The following is a 21,389-nucleotide window of genomic DNA, read 5'->3' on the forward strand; positions in this document are numbered from 1 at the left end:
AGTGCTGTTGAATTTCAACAGCATTTATTTTTTATGATAATGCTTTGGAAACGCATCTTCGGGCTTCATCCTGAACACATTGAGTAAAATCCATGATTTCAGAAATCCGTATCCATAAGAAAACATCTGAACATAGGTAGAAATCACAGCCATACCGGCAATGCTTATATTTTTGGTTACCCACATAGCGTGAAAGAAAACCAGAAAAGTATATAATCCATAAAAAGCAAGAATAATCCCTCTTCCCATTACAAAATACTCTATAAAACCAAGAATATATCCTAATAAAAAAAGGCTGGGAAAAGCAAAGGAAATCTTCACATAATTCGGATGCCGCTGATTCAGAATAGGCCTTGCACAGCCAAACTGAAATACCTGTTTGGAAAATTTCCCAAAATCTACCCTGCGCTTATGATACACTGCAATATTATCGAAGAAAGCTGTAGTAAAGCCGTTTTCCCACAATGTCATAGACAGATCCGGATCCTCCCCGATTCTCATTTCAGAAAATCCTCCAACTTTATCGAAAACCTCTTTTTTCACTCCCATATTAAAGCTACGAGGCTGAAATTTAGAAACGGATTTCTTACTGCCACGAATCCCTCCGGTAGTAAACACGGAAGTCATAGAATAGGAAATCGCCTTTTGCATCAGATTAAATCCTTTATGGGCTTTATCTGCTCCTCCAAATGCATCACAGGGAATTTCCAGAATATCTTTCTTAATATTTTCTATGTAATCATTTTCCACAATTACATCACTATCCACAAAAACAAGCCAATCGTTTTCAGCTCGCTGAGCTCCATAATTTCTTGACAAACCAGGTCCTGAATTATCTTTCCTGAAATACCTGATCGAAAGGATGTCATCAAAATTTTTAATCGTGGGTTTAAGATCAATCATAGAACCATCATCCACAATAATAATTTCAAACTCCCTGTCTGTTTGTTGAGTCAGAGAGTTCAGCAGCTCGAAAAGCTCATCTTTCCGGTTGAAAATAGCGATAACGATGGAAATAGTAGGTTTCAAATTGAAAATTTGTCAAAATTAACCATTCATAAAAGAATTCGCAAACAGTTTAACAGGTATTCACCTAAATTAACACCAATATGGTAGAACAAATCTTTATTACAAAAGAAGAGGTCATTACAGCAATTTTTCCATGAGTGTGCATGAAATTTTAAACAAAGTAAATTGACATTTTAAACAAATTACCACATTCCTGTACGCTATACCTTTGTCATATCAATTAAAAATAAAAACATGACACAAGACAAAAATGTACAAAGTCCGATCCATTCCGGTTTCAATGCACAATCAACAAGCTGGGATGTTATTAAAGGAATTGATCTTACTGGAAAAACGGTTATTATTACCGGTGGATATGCAGGAATCGGCCTTGAGACTACGAAAACTCTGGTTTCGGCAGGTGCTGAAGTCATCGTTCCTGCCAGGGATATTGAAAAAGCAAGGAAAAATCTGTCCGGAGTTCAAAATATTGAATTTGAATTACTGGACCTTATGGATCCTCAATCCATTGATGCTTTTGCAGAAAAATTTATTGCTTCAGGAAAAAAATTGGATCTCCTGATCAATAATGCCGGAATTATGTGGGTTCCGCTACGTAGAGATAGCCGCGGAATAGAATCACAACTCGCCACCAATTACCTGGGACAATTCCACCTTACCGCCAGATTATGGCCTGCTCTAAAAAAAGCTAACGGAGCCAGAGTAATCAGTGTTTCATCTTATGGGCACCAGATGGCACCATTTCATTTTGAAGATCCTAATTTTGAGCATCGGGAATATCAAACCCTACTCGGATATGGTCAGTCAAAAACAGCATGCAATCTTTTCGCTGTAGAGCTTGACGCAAGAGGAAAGGCATTTAATGTAAGGGCTTATTCCGTCCATCCGGGTTCTGTATACGGAACTGATTTAGGAAGAGAAGAACCCATTGACCTGTTCAAGCAAATGGGCACCCATGATGAGGATGGAAACATAAAACCTGAAGTGGAAGCCAGATTAAAAACCATTCCCCAGGGAGCAGCAACAACAGTATGGTGTGCTACAAGCCCTCTTCTCCATGACATCGGAGGAGTGTATTGTGAAAACTGCGATATTGCAGAGATAGATCACGGACAAATTGAACACCGGTTTGATGACCCTGCCACTATACGAGGAGTACAATCTTATTCTCTGGATAAACAAAATGCTGAACATCTCTGGAAACTTAGCGAAGAAATGATTGGAATTCCATTCAATATAGGATAAATATACTTTGAAAATGAATAATTTTGTTATTGAAAACTAGAAGCAATGGATTTTCACATCAAATACATCACACCGGATATTAAGCTTTCTTCCTATGAAGATAAATTATTTAAAACTGAAACTGTTTTTGAATATCATATGCTGGTGTGGTTTATTTCCGGGGAAACGAAGATCATCCAGGCGGATCGCTCTTATCATTTTACATCGGGAGACATTTTTCTTATTCCGAGGAACCAATTGGCAACAATTATTAATTACCCTAAAGACGGCCGCCCCCATAAAGCAGTAGTAATGCATCTGACGACCGAGCGTTTAAAGGAGTTTTATTCAAATATGGATATCCACGATTCTGTAATCCGGAAAGAACCTGAAATCTTCAGTTTCAGCAATCATCCTTTATTACAAAGTTGCCTTGCCTCATTAATACCTTATTTTGAGATGACCCAAACTTTCCCGGAACATATCGCATCACTGAAAATCATGGAATCAATCAGTATTCTACGGGAAATTAACCCGGAAATTGACACTGTTTTAGCTGATTTTGAGGAACCCGGAAAAATCAATCTCGTTGATTTTATGGAGAAAAATTATATGTTCAATATGCCTTTGGAACGATTTGGTTACCTTACAGGAAGAAGTTTGTCCACTTTCAACCGAGATTTCCGGAAAACATTTCAAACCACACCTCAGCGGTGGCTTACCCGTAAAAGACTTGAATTAGCTCATTACCACCTTGCTGAAAAACATAAGAAACCATCAGATATATTTATGGAAGTAGGCTTTGAGGATTTATCCCACTTCTCCTATGCATTCAAAAAGCAATATGGCTACGCTCCATCCATGATCAGATAAAAATAAAAAGGACAGACCCCAGGTTGGAATCTGTCCTTTTTATATGTAAATTACCGGATTATAATTTTACCAACTTCCATTTTTGTGCATTCCCTGTATTTGCCGTCCAGATCTGAATTTTTGTTCCGTTAGTTGAAGAACCATTATTCACGTCCAGATTAAAGCCTGATGCGTGAGCAGGTGACAAAGTGTAATAGTCATTTCCTACGGATGTTATTTTCCATTTCTGTGCGTTGGTTCCATTATCAGTATAGATTTGCACCTGGGTTCCGTTTGTTGTCCCGGAATTGGATACATCTAAAGATTTTGTGGGTGCATTCAAAGGTTGGAGCTTATAATATCCTCCTCCCACATCAGTAATTTTCCATTTTTGTGCCGTATTGCCATTGGATGCCCATAGCTGAACTTTTGTTCCATCTGTAGTACCTGCATTCAAAACATCCAGCATGCTTGTTCCATTGGTCGCAGAAACCAATTGATAAGTGGCCCCCGAAGTAATTCCTGTCGTAGGTGTTGTTGTCCCGTCTCCATACACTGTATTTTGCCCATACAATATACTTGTAGCATTGGTAAAATAAGAGGCGATATTGGTAGATCCAAGGTCATAATATAAAAATACGCCATATCCGTCATCTTTGGTTCTCTGTGCAAAATTTGAAACCGTAGAAGTACCTGTATAGCTGGAAGTTGAAGAGTTTACGTTGACAGCCGCAGCCCCTTTATGAGCGCTATCAAGGCCTGGGATATTAGGTGCTGAGTATGTACTGTAATAAGGATTCCATGCATAATCTACCTTTGACCCAACAGTGACCCCATTATAGGAAAGGTTGCTTGCAGAAGGTCCGATATTGTAAAAAGAAATAATTTTATCAGGAAGTAAGTCTCTAAGCGCCGTTACAAGGTATACAAATGAAGACTGATTAGCCTGCCCTGTTCCATTGGCACCATAATTTGCATATTCATCATCAAAATCAATTCCGTCTAATCCGTACGTATTTACAGCATCAGCCAGTTCCTGGGCAAAAGCCTTTGCAGCAGCCTGGCTGGGAAAGTTAGCAAATCCTGCTCCCTGGTGATTTCCCAGAATGGATAACATTACTTTAATACCCTTATCCTGCAAAGGTTTTATATAGGTATTTTTATTGCTGAGCACGTTGGTTACCTGAGGATTAAAATACAAATAAGCCTTTTGGGTTGTCGTATTATAATTGATGTTGGCGGCAAAAATAATTGCCACGTCAAAAAGTTGTCTTCCGTCTGCCAGTTTATATTTACCAACTTCCCTGATATCATTGTTGTTGACCTCAACATACATTACGGAAAGTGGATTCTTACCAAAAGCAGCCACTTTAGAGGTTAAACTACTCTTTGCTGATAAGGAATTTTCCTGTGGCGTTACTGAATCATCCAAAGAATCGGAATTACATGATATAACGCTGAAAACACCTATCAACAGAATAAGTAGGGATAGTAAGCTAATTTTTTTCATAATAAAAGTATTTAACTGTTTATTACGAATCTAAAATAAACCTTAACAATTAATTAATAATAAATTATCAAAATCACCTATTATTTTATCAATGAAAATATAAAACAGCTATTAATATAGAATCAAACTACATTAAAACGTTTTAAAGTTGATAATAGAAGAGGAAAATTGAGCTTGTTATAAAAATAATCCGGATTTAAAATAGAGGAATAATACCGATGCACTAGAAAAAAGAATCAGAGAAACGCAGAAAAAAATCATGGAAAACAAACTTCTGAAATAAAATACAGTCAGAATATGCATAACAAAACAACATAAAGAAGCGATGAAAATACCAATTAGAATACCGACGAATAATGTTTGAAAAGGATATTGAACGGGCAATGGTTCTTTAAAAATAAAAAATAATAATACAGAGCCTGTAAAGATTAGGCCAGCACTTGTCCACTCAAGTTTATACTTTGAGCTTTTAATTTTCTTAGATTTCTGTTCCTTTCTCCAGGATGGGCTATCTAATAAATTCAGGAGATCAAAAACGGCTTCGATTGCATCAAAAATATTCCAAGACACGCAGTAAATTTAAATCACTTTATAAAATCAAATATAGATCTTTAATTCCATAGAACTATGCTAATAAAATATTTTTGCGGATCAACATTCCTTATGATAAAATTTATCATATTTGTCTTACAACATAGAAGCCTACTGTAATGAGAAAATATATCCTAACATTATTTATTTTAATATTTACATTGGCGACAATTCCCGGTCAAAATACTGAAACTTTAATGAAGGAAGGAGTAAAAAGTGATAGCATGTTCTGGGTAGCCTACAACAAATGCAATGTGAGTGAAATGATGCGTTTTATTCCTGCTGATGTTGAATTCTATCACGATAAGGGAGGAATAACAAAAGGAGACGAAGCATTAAAAATCACATTCCAGAAAAACCTTTGCGGAAATAAGGATTTTCATTTAAGGAGAGAAGCAATTGATAAGACTGTCAGGGTTTTCCCAATGAAAAAAGATGATAAGCTGTACGGTTTAATTATTTCCGGTGATCATTATTTCTACATCAATGAAACGGGTAAAAAAGAATTCAGGGATGGTTTGGCCAAGTTCACTGATCTTTGGATTTTAGAGAACGGAAAATGGAAAATGTCCAGGGTTTTAAGTTATGACCACGGCCCAGCACCATACCAAAATGAAAGAAAGGAAATACCTTTAAAGGATCAAATTATGAAAATCTATCAAGGTAATTACAATAGCAGAAAAAACGGAATTATTAGCGTTGAACCCAAAAATTCCATTCTGAATCTGACTGTTGGAGGTAAAACACTTTTACTTTATCCGGAAACAGAAAACAGATTCTTCACAAAAGAAAAGGATCTTGTGTTTGAATTTGTAAAAGAAAAAAATAAGATCATAAAAATGAATGTTTATGAAAACGGGAATCTTATCGAAGAAGATTATTTTACGAAATAAAAAGCCTTCCAATAAGGAAGGCTTTATCTCATTTTATTGATTTTCCAGTTTATGTACCTTTTTAGTTCCCTCGTACATTTCGTATTGTAAAAATCTTGTCTCCAGTTTTCCGTTGAAGAGCTTAATCTTTCTGGAAGGACGAAGTCCTATTTTCTTTACCGCTTCAAGGTCTGAAGAAATCAGCCAGGCTAAAGTATTCGGGTAATGGGTTTTAAAAGTATCTCCGATTTTCTTGTAAAACTCATCATCATTAATAGAGATTCTTTCATCATATGGTGGATTGAAAACCATTAATAAAGGGAAAAGTTCTTTTTTAGACTCAAAAAAGTTTTGCCTCTTAACTTCAATTACATCTTCCATTTCAGCCGACTCGATATTGGTACGGGCAGCGTTAAGCATTCTTCCGTCTATATCGTACCCTACAATTTTACCCTGAAATTCTTTCACTCTATTGATTCTGAATTCCTTGATCTTGGTAAAAAGATCATTATCATAATTATTCCAGTTTTGGAACGCAAATCTTTTCCTGAAAATCTGCGCTGGAAGATCCATAGCAATCATTGCTGCTTCGATCAGAAGAGTTCCTGAGCCACACATCGGATCCAGAAAATTTCCTTTTCCGTCCCATCCGGCAAGCTGAAGCATTCCACTTGCCAATACCTCATTAATAGGTGCCTCACCCTGTTCTTTTCTGTATCCTCTTTTGAATAAAGGATCACCTGAAGAATCAAGAGAAATTGTTACTAACTCCCTGTCGATATGCAAATGAAACTTGATATCAGGACTTTTAGGCTCCACATTAGGGCGCTTTTTGAATTTTTCCTGAAAGTAATCCACAATAGCATCCTTCATTTTTAATGTAACAAATTGTGAATGCTTAAAGGTCTCTGAATTTACGGTAGCATCAATTGCAAATGATTGATCCACATCCATAAACTGTTCCCATTCCAGCTTAAAAAGCTTGTCATAAAACTGATGCTGGTTAAAAGCCTTGAATTCAAAAACCGGTACCAGGATCTTCAATGCCGTTCTTGCCGAGTAATTGATTTTATAAAGAAAACCTAAATCTCCTTCACAGTTTACCGCGCGGTTTTTAACTTCAACATTTCGTCCTCCTAATTTTTTAATCTCTTCAGCTAAGATCTGCTCCAATCCGAAGAAAGTTTTTATCTGAATTTTTATATTTTCTATGTCCATAAATAGTTATTAAAAGATTTAATAATTTAAAAATTAAAAGATTAGCCTTCCAATATTTTGATTAATTGAATTTTTCAATCTTTCAATCTTAAAATACTTTTCCTTTTACCGCACAAATTTAGTTATTTTTGCATTATGGAATGGTTTGAATCTTGGTTTGATACCCCTTATTATCATTTACTTTATAGCAACAGGGACTATACGGAAGCTGAAAACTTTATTACAAAGCTTACTCAAAGTCTTCAGCTGCCGCCTTCTTCTAAAATTATTGACCTTGCCTGCGGAAAAGGAAGACATTCCGTATTCCTTAATAAATTGGGATATGATGTCTTAGGGCTTGATTTATCAAGACAAAGTATTGAGTTTGATAAGCAGTTTGAAAACCAAACCCTTATTTTCGATGTTCATGACATGCGAAACCCTATCGATGCAGATCCTGTGGATGCCGTTTTTAATCTTTTTACGAGTTTCGGATATTTTGACCAGGAAAGTGATGATAAAAAAGTTTTCCAATCCGTTTATTCAGTTTTAAAGCCTGGAGGCTATTTTGTTCTTGATTATCTGAACGAAGAGTACGTAAGAAGTAAAATTGTTCCGGAATCAGTCATCAACCGCGGTGATATCGATTTTAAAATCTGCAAAAAAATTGAAGGAAGACATATTATCAAAGACATCCGGTTTGAATCTAAAGGAAAGCCTTATCATTTTTTTGAGAAGGTAAAGCTACATACACTGGAAGAAATCAATTCCTACGCTTCAGAATGTGGCTTTGAACGATTGAAAATCTGGGGTGATTATCAATTGAATAGCTTTAATAAAGAAACGTCACCACGCTGTATCAATTTATTTAAGAAAAAATCATGATCATAGTCCTTTTACTGATTTTAAGTGTAATCGCAGGAGTATTTCTTGGAAAGCATTTTGGTAAAAAAGAAAAACTGGCTAAAAATCTTTTGATTCTGAGCGCAGGGTTTCTTATTACCATCTGTTTGAACGAGGTTTTTCCACAGGTTTACACTTCCGAAAAAAGTAATATTATAGGTATTTTTGTAATTCTGGGTGTCTTATTACAAATGATTCTGGAAGCTTTAACCAAAGGGTTTGAGCATGGCCACTTTCATCATCATAATGATCATAATATACTTCCCGTTGCTTTAATGGCCGGATTGTTTGTCCATGCATTTATAGAAGGTATTCCTTTAGGAAATGAAAAAGAAGTATTATCACCCTATCTACTTGGTATCGTTTTTCATAACATTCCTATTTCATTTATTTTGGGAGCCTTTTTATTCAACAGAAAGGAGGGAGAGAAAAGATCACCGTATCCTACCTATATGATCATTGCATTATTTGCGCTCGCCTCTCCTATGGGAATGTTATTGGGGAATTATTTCAATCCGGAGTTACAGCCTTATTTTCTGGCAATTGTCGGAGGAATTTTCCTGCATATCTCATCAGTAATTATTTTTGAAAGTAATAAAAACCATAATATTGACTGGACGAAAATAGGTTTAGTAATCCTTGGTATATCACTTGCCCTGATCATGCACCTGTTTCATTCACATTCGGTGATTTCCGGCCATTAGGAACAGCCCTATGTAAATCCGGCCTTAGTTGTATTTAAAAATCACTACAATTTAATTCATAAAACCCTGACTAAAGGAAACTTATAATTAGCAAGATAATTCCTTTTATAGAGAAAATTACGGAAAACAAACAATTAAAGTGCATAATACATCGCACAATCAAATAATTAGCTAATTCTTTTAATTATTCATAATTTTTACATCAAATTAATATTGATGTAATTTTTTTTGTACTTTAGCCCCGCCACTAAATCACTTACGTATGAATAAACGAACTAAACGTTTGACAACAGCTGTGTCCTGTTTTTTATTATGCGGTATTTTGTCCGCCCAAACGAATAAAAAAAAAGACACCCTGAGGGAAAAAAGCATTGAAGATGTTGTAATTGTAGGATACAAAACTCAAAAAAGATCGAGTCTTACAGCAGCTGTCTCAATTATTTCTGACAAAAAACTAAAAGATGCCAATACCTCTGATGTATCAAGTCTCTTACAAGGAAAAGCCGCAGGAGCACAAATTATGCAAGGAGGAGGCGGTCCGGGATCTTCAGCAACCGTAAAAATCAGGGGTACCGCTACCATCAACGGTCCAAGCCAGGCATTATGGGTCGTAGACGGTGTAATGATGAACGGAACTCCCAATCTGGATCCCAATCAAATCGAAAGCATCAACATTTTGAAAGATGCGACATCAACAGCCTTGTATGGTTCCAGGGGAGCAAACGGAATTGTACAGGTCTTCACAAAATCCGGAACAGCAGGAAAAAGCACGATGAATGTTTCTGTAAACAATTCGTTTAATACATTCAATAACGGGCGCTTCAAGTTGATGGACGGTACCCAATTGTATGATTATTTCACTTCATTAAAAAATGCCCCTTCAATCCCTTCCGAACTCAGAAATCCTGGATATAACTGGCTGAAAAACGGCACACAGACGGGAGTAGTTCAAAACTACACCATTGATTTCAGAGGAGGCTCTCAAAATTCAAGGACGTACATTTCCGGAAACTATTATGACGAAACCGGAACTGTAAGAGGATACGACTATAACAGATTGTCATTCAGGATCAATCATGAACATACCGTAAAGCCCTGGCTGATATTAAAACCCAAAGTGAGTCTATCATATACCAGCGGAAAAGACCGTCAGGGTTCGCTGTATCAGATGTACCTCAATATGCCTTGGGATAATCCAAAAGCCCCGGATGGAAGTCTCATAAACCCTAATTCATATAGTGGAACATGGTATGGAAGAGATTACTCCAATTACCTTTACGATTTGCAATGGAACTATGGTAAAAGCAATCAGCTGGATCTGATCGGGAATTTTGATGCAGAAATTAAATTTACCGATTATTTAAAGTTTGTTACCACCAATAATGTCACCTACAGAAATTATGACGATATGTATTATACCGATCCGCGATCCATTGCGGGGGATAGTAACAAAGGTGAATTAACAGAATCCTATTCCAAAGATGTAAGCAAATTCTTTAACCAGATGTTGAGATTCGACAAAGATTTTGGAGTTCATAACGTAAATGCTTTAGCAGCCTATGAGTATAACGACAGAATATATAAGATTTCCAGAGCCGGTGTATACGGAATTGTTCCGGGAACAGACGTCTTCGACAACGGAGCAACGACAGGAAGGAAGCCCTCAGGCACAAAGTATGACAGAGCATACAATGCATTTCTTTTCAACGCAGAATATGTATATGATAAAAAATATTTCATTCAGGGTTCTTTAAGAAGTGAATCTTCTTCTGCATTTGGTGCCAGCCAGAGAAATGGATTATTTTATTCATACAGTTTAGGATGGAATATTCACAAAGAAAAATTTTTCGAAGTAAAACCAATCAACGAATTGAAATTAAGAGCCAGCAGGGGACTTGTAGGAAATACCCCAAGTCCTAATTACGGATGGCAGGACCTGTATGCGCTGACTCAGATGTACAATGCTCAGATAGGAGCGACATGGTACCAGCTAGGCAATCCTAATCTAACCTGGGAGTCGATTTATCAGAACAATATTGGTACGGATATCCGGGCATTCGATAACCGCCTGACCCTGAACGTGGATTATTTTAATAATAAAACCAAAGATCTTCTGATGCTCGTTACACTTCCGTCATTAACAGGAGTCGACAGACAATACCTGAATGTAGGAGACGTAAGAAATAAAGGATGGGAATTCAATGTTAATTATGCTGTCATTAAATCTGAAAATGTGAACTGGGATATTGGTTTCAATATCAGTACCTACAACAACAGGGTTCTTTCAACAAGAAACAACAGCATCCAGCTTCTATCCAATAATCAGGTCGCTATTGCCGGAAACGATGTTACTTCATTCTATATGCGAAAATGGATGGGGGTAAATCCTGATAATGGTGCCGGGCAATGGGAAGTGATTAACGCTGATGGAACCAAAAGTGTCACATCTAATTACAATCAGGCCACACTGCAGATTGTAGGCGCTGCTACACCCGATTATTATGGATCTTTCAGTACCAATCTTACCGTAAAAAGGTTTTACCTTAATGCCAATATTTATTTTTCGCAGGGAGGACAGATTTACAACTCCTACCGGGAACTGTTTGATTCTGATGGCGCTTATCCTTACTACAACCAAATGGTCCTGAAGGATAGCTGGAATAGATGGGAAAAACCTGGAGATATAGCCACACATCCTGTAGCAATTTTCAACAATAATACACTTACCAACAAGCCTTCTTCAAGGTACCTTGAAGATGCAAGCTATATGAAATTAAGATCCCTGAGGTTAGGATACAATTTTCCAGATTCTTTAGCGGAAAAACTTAAAGTCTCTTCGGCAAGTATTTATATCATGGGGGAAAATCTCTTTACCATTACCAAATTTTCCGGAGTAGATCCGGAAGCCGGACCTGCAGATAACCAAACTACCTATTCCGGAACAGCAGGCGCAATTTATCCTATCCCAAGAAGATTTTCTCTTGGCTTCACCTTCACCTTTTAAAACTTACAAAACATGAAAAAGATATTTTTAGCACTTATCGCACTAACATCGGTAGCTTGTAATATAGACCGGTCTCCATATGATTCAAAAGAGTCTGATACCATATTAACAGATCCAACAGGGCTACAGACCATTACTCTCGGAAACTATGCTCTTTTGAAAGGAGATGCAACCGGAGGAGGATTTTTCAACAATCTTTACAGAGTGGGTGAATATGGCGGAGATAATATTGATATCAGCGGTACGACCACCGACCAGTTCTTTTATTATTATAACTACAGAAGTATTAAAAATAATGGTCGCTCCAATACGATATGGAATGCAGGATATAAGGCTATCATTGGATGCAATAAAGTTATTTCCAAATTTGCCGAAGGAAAAGATACCAATACCGATCAGCTGATCGGGGAAAATTATTTTCTAAGGGCCTACGTTTATTTTTCTTTGGTAAATGTATTTGGAAAACCTTACAATCAGGGAACCGGTAATCTGGGAGTACCATTAAAAACATCGGATGATGTAAACGAATTACCGGGCAGGGCCACGGTAGGTCAAATTTACGATCAGGTAGTCAATGATCTGAGAAAGGCGGAACAATTGATGACTCTCGATAAAAACAACACCTACGCATCTAAAGAAGCTGCTCAAGCACTGCTATCCAGAGTGTATCTGTATATTGAAAATAATGATAAAGCTATTGAATATGCTGATAAGGTGATTAATTCCGGAAAGTATATGCTATTGTCTAATTCCGAACTTCCTTCTTATGCCACGAAAACTCCTGAAACCAACAAAGAAACCATTTTTGCATTCAAATACAATAAAGATGGTGATTACAGTGATGGCTGGTACACTATAGGATCCATGTATGCCAATATTCAAAATGTAGGCTGGGGTGAGATGTACGCGTCTTCTTCTTATCTGGATCTGATCAATCAAAATCCACAGGATGCACGATTGAAGTTCATTTCTCCGAAATATGCAACCCCATCTGTTCCTGTTGCTTATTGGGTACAACAAGGTACAAATGCTTCCGGAGGAATAACTTATAATTACACTTTTCAGAAAACATTCCAGCAGGGAGGGAATACCTATTTCACGATGAATAATATTAACTATCAGGTGCAATCAGAAATTTTGCCTACCAAAACGAATTATTACTTTATTAATTCTAATAACGTAAAAGTTTATGTAAATCTGGACAATGATATGGACAAAAGAAACGGTTATCCGAAATTCTATGTTTTAAAATGTTCATTACAGGAAGGAGTTCCTCAATTATGGTCACCGGTTATTCTGAGATTGGCTGAAATGTATCTGAACCGGGCCGAAGGCTATGCTAAAAAGGGAAATTCAGCTTCAGCACTGGCTGACGTAAACACGATCAGATCAAGAGCGGGAATTCCAGCATATCCTTCAGTTCCATCAGGACAAACTATTTTAGACTTGGTTCTTCAGGAGAGAAGACTTGAAATGGCTTTTGAAGCACATAGAAAATATGATGTCTTCAGAAATAAATTAAGTCTCGACCGTAATTATCCTGGAACCCATTTAAACGGAAACAACCCCTTTTATACGGTTCCTTATACCAGCAACAGAATTATTGAATATATCCCTGAACAGCAGATTCAGATCCAGCCCAATCTGATCCAGAATCCTGATTAATCAGATCTTACTTCAATACATATAAATTAAAAGCTCCGAATTAAAAATTCGGAGCCTCAATTTAATCACTTGCTACACAATCCGGAAATTAGAATTTCCAGCCGACTGTAAGAAAGAAGTTATCTCTGTTGCTTTTCACACTGGAAACAACGGATGTTGGTGTATTTACATCAAAATCACCTGAATAATATCCTGTTCCCAGGTCAGCACTCCCTCTCAGGAATGGATTATTATATTTTGAGCTGACATTCTGATACGCTGCATCCACATAGAAGTTTCCAAAATCATATCCTATACCTGCTCCTATCGTATTTCTTTCTCCCAAAATCAAATTACTATAGCTGTTATCCCCTGCAACTCCTGCATTGGAATAAGAACTGATCGTAAAAGCATCAAAAGGACTTGATGTATAGGAATATCCACCTCTTATTCTGAATGCCTTAATTCTGTATTCCGCACCTACCCTTACTTCCGATAGGTTTTTATAATTGTCACTGAAGAAAGAATTCAATTCTCTTTCCGCAGCACCTTGTACTTCATATTTAGGTTTGGTAAGTCCCAAAGTATAGTCTACGTTAATGGCAAAATTCTTATTGGGAACAAACGCGCCACTTACAGTAGCCTTCATTGGGGACCTGAAATTTCTGTCTTCCACATAGTTGTCATAATTGATCCCGTTACTTCCGTCATAATATTCGCGGAAGACCCTGTCGATATTCCACCAGGTCGGTGTTTCAATAGATGCTCCCAATCTGAACTGATTGCTTAATTTTCCGATAACCCCTACTGTTGCTGAAAAACCATTTGATTTTTCCGAAAACGGGGTATACTGCTTATCAAAAGTATTCACCGATCCATCCAGATTAAGCCCGAATAAAGCACTGTCATACTGATCGATTTCAGCGTAATGCATATTAATGCTTGCTCCCAGATAAAGTGAATTGTTATAGTTCGCACCTACACCCAGGTTAAATTTGGTCTGATTACCATATCTGTTATAAGCATGCCCAAGATAAGACAGGTTACCTACCACAGGATTTCCATTAGAATCTAACAGGTTTTTGGAGATCACTACATTGGAATTCCCCGGGCTCTCAACATAATTCTCAAGAGATTGCGTTGATAGATTGGCACCGATATTAATAAACTTCCATGGTGATTCTGTCATCAGCTGGATCGTTGCAACACCACCAACATTTCCAAGCGTAAATTTATTTAATTTATAATCTGTTGAAGATCCAGCCAGAGAGCTGGTATTTTTAGTATTGCTTAAAAACAACGTTGCCGATACATCTCCCGCAATAGCAACACCTAATCCCGCAGGGTTTGTCATCAATGAAGTAGCATCACCTCCAAGTGCCCCGTTAGAGCCGGCCATCGCATTAAATTTTGAAGAACCTATCATCGGAGTGTTAGAATAAACATCAATCGAATTCCTGATTGTAGAAATATCCTGTGCCTGCACAAAGTAAGCAGCAGAAATACCTAGTACTACTAAAGATTTTTTTAACATTATTATTTGAATAGTTAGTTATTATGTTTAAAATTATCTGCCTCCTGATCTGAAGCCGCCTCCGCCGCCGGATCTAAATCCACCGCCGCCTCCACCGGAACCGCCACGGAAACCACCTCCGCCACCAGAGTTGAATCCTCCGGATCTGAAGCCACCGTTGTCATTTGATCTGAAACCACTATCGTTTCTGTATCTTGGCTGGCTGTCGTAATTAGGTCTTGGCTGAGTATTCATATTAGGATTACGATATCCTGAATTATTATTTCTGAAACCACTGTTATTGTTGCCTCTGAATCCGGAATTGTTACCATTAGTCATTGTTCCGTTTCTGAAACCACCATTGTTATTTCTGAACCCTGAACCATTCGTATTGTTTCTGAATCCTGAACCTGCAGAATTGTTTCTGAATGCAGAGTTATTGATGTTGTTTCTGTATACTGATCCGTTACTTCCGTTATATCCGCTTAAACCATATCCAAGTCTTCCGTCAGCACCACTTCTCCTGTAAGCCGGTCTGTTGTAATATCCATTACCCCAGTAACCGCCGCCCCAGCCCCAATATGGGTTTCCGTAGTAGCCGCCGCCCCAGCCCCAGAAAGGATCATAAAATCCTCCATAGTTCCAGCCCCAGTAAGGGTAACCACCCCAGCCCCATGAGCCGCCCCAGCCCCAGCCGAAGGACATTCCGAAGCCCCAGCCTCTGTTCCAGCCCCAATATGGGCTATAGCCTCCATACCATCCACCCCAGCCCCATGGTGAACCCCATGAGTTGTCGTAATAGTTGGTCTGAGATCCGGCAAAAGCGCCCCAATCAGAATCTGTTGCGGTATTATTCCATGAATCGCCTCCCCATGTGCTGTATTTGTTATCCTGATCTTTGGAGTTGGTTTCCGCATTCTGAATAAGATTGGTATTGTTTGCATCCTGATAGTAATCATAGTATTCTCCAACCCTGTTTCCGCCATTAATGATCACTCCTTCTGGCAGCGTATCTTTATTGGGATCATAATAGACCCCGTCGGTCTCGCTGTACCCTCCCATCTGTGCACCACAAGACATTAATAACAATCCACTTGATATGGCTAAAATACCTTTTGATTTTAGCATACCAAATAAATTTTTATGTATATTTTTTTTCATGATAACGTAAAGATTTTTAATTTAAATTATATTTGCAATGTGTACCAAAAATGTACCAAACATCGGTAAAAAAATCTATCAAAAATAGATTTTTATTTTTAGATAACAATAATGTTAAAAAGTTAAAAAAAATTTAAAAAAACAATGGCAAAATTAACCTCAAGGAGCGAAGATTACAGCAAGTGGTATAACGAGTTAGTTGTAAAAGCAGATCTGGCAGAAAACTCCGGAGTACGTGGAAGTATGGTTATAAAACCATACGGATATGCGATCTGGGAAAAAATGCGTGATGAAATGGATAGAAAATTCAAAGAAACAGGTCACGTTAATGCTTATTTCCCGCTTTTTGTACCCAAAAGTCTGTTCGAAGCTGAGGAGAAAAATGCAGAAGGTTTTGCAAAAGAATGCGCCGTTGTTACCCATTACAGATTAAAAACCGATCCGGATAATCCTCACAAGCTGATAGTAGACCCTGATGCCAAGCTGGAGGAGGAACTTATCGTTCGTCCTACCTCGGAAGCTATTATCTGGAATACTTATAAAAGCTGGATCCAATCATACAGAGATCTACCGATATTGATCAATCAGTGGGCGAATGTTGTTCGTTGGGAAATGAGAACCCGTCTATTCCTGAGAACCTCTGAATTCTTATGGCAGGAAGGTCACACGGCTCATGCAACCAAAGATGAGGCCATAGAAGAAGCAGAAAAGATGAATAAAGTGTATGCAGATTTTGCAGAGAACTTTATGGCAATGCCTGTAGTCCAGGGATTAAAGACCCCTTCCGAAAGGTTTGCGGGAGCGGATGAAACCTATTGTATTGAGGCATTGATGCAGGATGGAAAAGCTCTTCAGGCTGGTACTTCTCACTTTTTGGGCCAGAATTTCGCAAAAGCTTTTGATGTGAAGTTCACCAACAAAGAAGGAAAAATAGAACACGCATGGGCTACATCATGGGGAACTTCTACCCGATTAATGGGAGCGTTGATCATGACACACTCTGACGATTTCGGATTGGTATTGCCTCCAACTTTGGCTCCAATACAAGTGGTTATTGTTCCGATCTTCAAAGGAGAAGAACAACTGAGCCAAATCAGTGAGGTTGCTTTAGACATTCAGACAAAACTTAGAGCTAAAGGTATTTCGGTAAAATTTGATAATGACACCCAAAACAAGCCAGGCTGGAAATTTGCTGAATATGAATTAAAAGGTGTTCCTGTAAGAATTGCAATCGGGCCAAAAGATCTGGAAAATAAATCGGTTGAAATTGCAAGAAGGGATAACCTGACCAAAGAAACGGTTTCTATTGAAGGATTGGATTCCCATATCGATCAATTATTAAAAACCATCCAGAAAGATCTTTACACCAAGGCTCTTAATTTCAGAGAAGAAAATATGACTAAAGTGGATTCTTACGAAGAGTTTAAAAAAGTTCTGGAAGAAAAAGGAGGATTCATCTATGCACATTGGGATGGTACCGCTGAAGAAGAAGAACAAATCAAGGAAGAAACGAAAGCGACCATCAGATGTATCCCTTTGGATGATGATATTGAAGAAGGTGTTTCATTAATCTCCGGAAAGCCTTCTAAGAGACGCGTACTGTTCGCTAAAGCATATTAATAATTTTAATCATTTGCAAAAAAAAACGTTGAAAATCAAATAAATATTTAAAAAATATGACATTTGGACAGATTTTTGTTTAATTTTATGTCAACATTAATCTAAAAAATATTTATTATGTCTTTAAACGTTATTGATTTAATTAAAGGACAATTGGGTCCCGCTTTAGTTTCTCAGGCGGCTTCACAGCTTGGAGAAAGTGAGTCTGGTATTTCAAAAGCAATTGGAGGTTTATTGCCTGCCGTTGTTGGCGGATTAGCTAATAATGCTAATAATCCCGGAGTTTTAGATGCAATCACCAGTGCTTCATCTAATGGAATTTTAAGTAATTTATTAGGAGGCTCTTCTAATAATTCTATGATTTCAGGTTTATTGACGTCCATTTTTGGAGATAAACTGAGTGGCTTGGTAAATTCCATCGCCAGCTTTGCCGGAATTAGTAATAATTCTTCCAGCTCTTTGCTGAATATGGTAACAGGAGCTACAGTAGGTACTATAGGAAAGTATGCTGCAGACAATAATCTGGATGCATCAGGAATTTCAGGGCTACTGAATGATCAAAAAGGAATTGTTTCTACTTTACTGCCTGCCGGACTTTCTTTAGCATCATTAAATATTGGTGACTGGGCTAAAGGATATAAATTTGATAATGATAACGACGCCATAAAAACGCCGGTACAGGAGGAACCAAAAATTGAAGTAACAAGAAGTACAACTCCAACAGGTACCAACCCGGACAGAAATGACGGAGGTGGTTCTATCTGGAAATGGTTATTACCTCTTCTGCTATTGATTGCTGCAGGATACTTCTTATGGAAGCAGTGTGAGAAAAAAGAAACGACTACCACTACAATGGGCGCAGATTCTACAGGAGCACACTCTGATACGGCTACGGCAGTATCTCCATCTGATACAGCAGCAGCGCCTGCCGCTACAACCACGAAAGTTGACGAAAATATCGACTTGAACGGTACAGCGCTTAAAGGGTACAAAGGCGGAATGGAAGACAGAATGATTGCATTCTTAAAATCTGACGGCTACAAAAATGCAGCAGATGATAATGCATTAAAAGACACTTGGTACGATTTCGATCATGTGAATTTTAAATTAGGAAGCGCTACAGAACTGGAAGCAGGTTCTCAGGGACAATTGGAAAACCTTGCAGCTATTTTAAAAGCTTATCCTGATGCTAAAATTAAAATAGGAGGATATACTGACAAAACAGGTAATGAAGCTTCTAATGTAAAACTTTCTACTGCAAGAGCTAACTTTATCAAAGAATGGTTAGGCAAACAAAATCTAGGTGGTCAGGTATTAGGTGCAGAAGGTTATGGAAGTAAATTTGCAACGGTAGACGCAAAAGCTTCTGACGCTGAAAGAGCCAAAGACAGAAAAATGGCAATAAGATTTGCGAAATAATCTTTTAAAATAAATACTACGTATAAGATCCCGAAAGTTTTTTCGGGATTTTTTTATTATATATTTTCTATTTACATTTATTTAATTAAATTTGTTAGTCATTTCTAACATTTATGAATTTTACAAAAGGCGCTTGGCGAAAAGATAAAACACTCCACTCATTACCAGAAGTATACTCATCCATTAAAGTACCTAAAAACGGTTCTTTCTGGAGGAAATACCTTGCGTTTGCAGGTCCCGGTTTAATGATTGCAGTGGGATACATGGACCCCGGAAATTGGGCTACCGATATCGCGGGAGGAGCTCAATTTGGCTACACCCTGCTTTCCGTTATACTTATTTCCAACATTTTCGCAATGGTTTTACAGCATTTATCAGTAAAGCTGGGAGTAGCTACAGAGAGAGACCTTGCACAAGCCTGCAGGGACCACTTTAGCCCGACTACCAATTTTATCTTGTGGATCCTGTGTGAGATTGCCATTGCCGCCTGTGATCTCGCAGAAGTTATAGGATCTGCGATCGCACTCAACCTGCTTTTTCATATTCCCCTTACCTGGGGAATCGTAATAACCACAATAGATGTTTTACTTATCCTTTTGCTCCAGGCTAAAGGATTCAGATGGATCGAAAGTATTGTAGGAGGACTTATTTTTATTATTCTCGCATGTTTCATTTATGAAATCGTTATTTCAAAACCGGCCGTTAATGAAATATTGGGAGGTCTTGTTCCGCAAAAAGAAATTATTCAGAATCCTGCTATGCTCTATATTGCAATAGGAATCCTGGGAGCTACGGTAATGCCCCACAATCTCTATTTACACAGCAGTATTGTACAGACGAGGGATTATACACGGGATAACGCAGGTAAAAAAGAAGCTATAAAATTTGCCACTTTAGATAGTACGATCTCCTTAATGCTTGCTTTTTTCATCAACGGAGCAATTTTAATACTGGCAGCAGCTACCTTCCATATCACAGGAAATAAACATGTTGCAGATATCCATGATGCTTATAAAATGCTGACCCCAATCCTGGGTGCTTCTATGGCAAGTATAGCATTTGCGATCGCTTTGCTCGCCTCAGGTCAGAATTCTACATTAACAGGGACACTGGCCGGACAAATTGTAATGGAAGGTTTTCTGAATATCAGATTAAAACCCTGGTTAAGAAGATTGATAACCAGACTTATCGCGGTTATTCCTGCTTTAATTGTTGCGATTCTGTACGGAGAAAAAGGGACAACAGACCTTCTGGTTTTAAGCCAGGTTATCTTATCCATGCAACTCAGCTTTGCTGTAGTTCCACTCGTCATGTTTACTAATGACAAAGCCAAAATGGGCGATTTCGTCAATAAGCCATTCATGAAAATCTGTGTCTGGGTTATCTCAGCCATTATCATTGTCCTGAATCTTTATTTGTTGTATCAAACATTTTCCGGAGAATAATTTTTCTGCCTTAATGTCCATATTTGCTATTTGGCAGAATCTTTGACAAACAACTCTTTAAAATAGTTATTGAATATGGAAAATCAGGATATCAACGAAGAAAACATCAATAAGCAACAAGAAGACAACATTCAGAACGAAAATGCTTCTGAACAAAATGTGACAAATACTCCGACTGCGGAAGAACTTTTGGCAGAAGAGAAAGACCGTTATATTCGTCTTTATGCTGAGTTCGAAAATTATAAAAAGAGAACTTCCAAAGAAAAGATGGAGTTCTTCCAATATGCTAATCAGGACATGATGGTTTCTATGCTTGGAGTACTGGATGATTTTGAAAGAGCGTTAAAAGAAATCGCTAAAAACGGAAATCCGGCGGATCTGCAGGGTGTAGAACTTATCTATCAGAAATTCAAAAATAAACTTACAGAGAAGGGGTTGAAATCAATGGAAGTAAAAGCCGGAGATTCTTTTAATGTGGACCTTCACGAGGCAATTACTCAGATTCCTGCTCCATCTGATGATTTAAAAGGTAAAATCGTAGATGTAATCGAAACGGGATATACTTTAGGAGATAAAGTAATCCGTTTTGCTAAAGTAGTAACAGGAAACTAATATTAATAAGTGATAAATGGTGAGCAATATCCGGTGAAAACATCCCTTATATGCTGCTCTACACATCTTTTGTCATTTATCTGAAATCA

At 37.7% G+C, this 21,389-nt stretch carries 16 protein-coding genes; 11 read left to right on the forward strand and 5 right to left on the reverse strand.

What is annotated here, in order from left to right; translation table 11 throughout:
* Positions 1-24: 24 nt before the first annotated feature.
* Positions 25-1,029, reverse strand: coding sequence for a glycosyltransferase (locus AAEU33_RS19530; protein WP_345989796.1), 1,005 nt, complete (start codon positions 1,027-1,029; stop codon positions 25-27).
* A 234-nt stretch (positions 1,030-1,263) separates the two neighbouring features.
* On the opposite strand from AAEU33_RS19530, the gene AAEU33_RS19535 reads away from it, so the two are divergent.
* Both AAEU33_RS19535 and AAEU33_RS19540 read left to right on the forward strand, forming a co-directional pair.
* On the forward strand, positions 1,264-2,274 hold the full coding sequence (locus AAEU33_RS19535; RefSeq protein WP_345989798.1) for an SDR family NAD(P)-dependent oxidoreductase: 1,011 nt from the start codon (positions 1,264-1,266) through the stop codon (positions 2,272-2,274).
* Between the two features lie 45 nt (positions 2,275-2,319).
* Positions 2,320-3,126 (forward strand): helix-turn-helix domain-containing protein, encoded by an 807-nt coding sequence (locus AAEU33_RS19540; RefSeq protein ID WP_345989799.1) that lies wholly within the window; start codon positions 2,320-2,322, stop codon positions 3,124-3,126.
* Between the two features lie 58 nt (positions 3,127-3,184).
* Here the strand turns inward: AAEU33_RS19540 and AAEU33_RS19545 are convergent, their stop codons facing one another.
* Complete coding sequence (locus AAEU33_RS19545) at positions 3,185-4,615, reverse strand: endo-beta-N-acetylglucosaminidase H (protein WP_345989800.1); 1,431 nt, start codon at positions 4,613-4,615, stop codon at positions 3,185-3,187.
* Between the two features lie 710 nt (positions 4,616-5,325).
* Here AAEU33_RS19545 and AAEU33_RS19550 point away from each other — a divergent pair.
* Positions 5,326-6,099, forward strand: coding sequence for a nuclear transport factor 2 family protein (locus AAEU33_RS19550; protein WP_345989802.1), 774 nt, complete (start codon positions 5,326-5,328; stop codon positions 6,097-6,099).
* A 33-nt stretch (positions 6,100-6,132) separates the two neighbouring features.
* Here the strand turns inward: AAEU33_RS19550 and AAEU33_RS19555 are convergent, their stop codons facing one another.
* Entirely contained in the window at positions 6,133-7,296 is a 1,164-nt protein-coding gene (locus tag AAEU33_RS19555) for a class I SAM-dependent RNA methyltransferase (RefSeq protein ID WP_172277148.1), read from the reverse strand.
* Positions 7,297-7,431: 135 nt separating this feature from the next.
* Between AAEU33_RS19555 and AAEU33_RS19560 the strand changes: the two genes are divergently transcribed.
* The 4 genes from AAEU33_RS19560 to AAEU33_RS19575 all read left to right on the forward strand — a co-directional run bounded on the left by AAEU33_RS19560 (position 7,432) and on the right by AAEU33_RS19575 (position 13,551).
* A complete protein-coding gene (locus tag AAEU33_RS19560) occupies positions 7,432-8,160 on the forward strand; it encodes a class I SAM-dependent methyltransferase (RefSeq protein ID WP_172277145.1) in 729 nt (242 codons plus the stop codon).
* A complete protein-coding gene (locus tag AAEU33_RS19565; protein WP_273651039.1) occupies positions 8,160-8,882 on the forward strand; it encodes a ZIP family metal transporter in 723 nt (240 codons plus the stop codon). Before AAEU33_RS19560 ends, AAEU33_RS19565 begins: the two co-directional genes overlap by 1 nt.
* 262 nt (positions 8,883-9,144) lie before the next feature.
* Complete coding sequence (locus AAEU33_RS19570) at positions 9,145-11,886, forward strand: SusC/RagA family TonB-linked outer membrane protein (protein WP_345989804.1); 2,742 nt, start codon at positions 9,145-9,147, stop codon at positions 11,884-11,886.
* Positions 11,887-11,898: 12 nt separating this feature from the next.
* Entirely contained in the window at positions 11,899-13,551 is a 1,653-nt protein-coding gene (locus tag AAEU33_RS19575) for a RagB/SusD family nutrient uptake outer membrane protein (RefSeq protein WP_345989806.1), read from the forward strand.
* 88 nt (positions 13,552-13,639) lie between these two features.
* Here AAEU33_RS19575 and AAEU33_RS19580 read toward each other — a convergent pair whose 3' ends face one another.
* On the reverse strand, positions 13,640-15,064 hold the full coding sequence (locus tag AAEU33_RS19580) for a hemin receptor (protein ID WP_172277136.1): 1,425 nt from the start codon (positions 15,062-15,064) through the stop codon (positions 13,640-13,642).
* Between the two features lie 33 nt (positions 15,065-15,097).
* Positions 15,098-16,171, reverse strand: coding sequence for a prolyl-tRNA synthetase (locus AAEU33_RS19585; RefSeq protein WP_273647336.1), 1,074 nt, complete (start codon positions 16,169-16,171; stop codon positions 15,098-15,100).
* Positions 16,172-16,348: 177 nt separating this feature from the next.
* On the opposite strand from AAEU33_RS19585, the gene proS reads away from it, so the two are divergent.
* The 4 genes from proS to AAEU33_RS19605 all read left to right on the forward strand — a co-directional run bounded on the left by proS (position 16,349) and on the right by AAEU33_RS19605 (position 21,300).
* Positions 16,349-17,824 (forward strand): proline--tRNA ligase, encoded by a 1,476-nt coding sequence (gene proS / locus AAEU33_RS19590; protein ID WP_273647335.1) that lies wholly within the window; start codon positions 16,349-16,351, stop codon positions 17,822-17,824.
* Between the two features lie 117 nt (positions 17,825-17,941).
* Positions 17,942-19,243: an OmpA family protein gene (locus AAEU33_RS19595; protein WP_273647334.1), complete on the forward strand. Its 1,302-nt coding sequence runs from the start codon at positions 17,942-17,944 to the stop codon at positions 19,241-19,243.
* 113 nt (positions 19,244-19,356) lie between these two features.
* The gene (locus AAEU33_RS19600; protein WP_172277124.1) at positions 19,357-20,688 is read left to right on the forward strand and encodes an Nramp family divalent metal transporter; all 1,332 of its coding nucleotides are present in this window, start codon (positions 19,357-19,359) and stop codon (positions 20,686-20,688) included.
* A 75-nt stretch (positions 20,689-20,763) separates the two neighbouring features.
* A complete protein-coding gene (locus AAEU33_RS19605; protein ID WP_172277121.1) occupies positions 20,764-21,300 on the forward strand; it encodes a nucleotide exchange factor GrpE in 537 nt (178 codons plus the stop codon).
* The last annotated feature ends 89 nt before the right edge of the window (positions 21,301-21,389 follow it).

The sequence above is a fragment of the Chryseobacterium sp. Chry.R1 genome (assembly GCF_039645525.1).
GTDB lineage: Bacteria > Bacteroidota > Bacteroidia > Flavobacteriales > Weeksellaceae > Chryseobacterium > Chryseobacterium proteolyticum.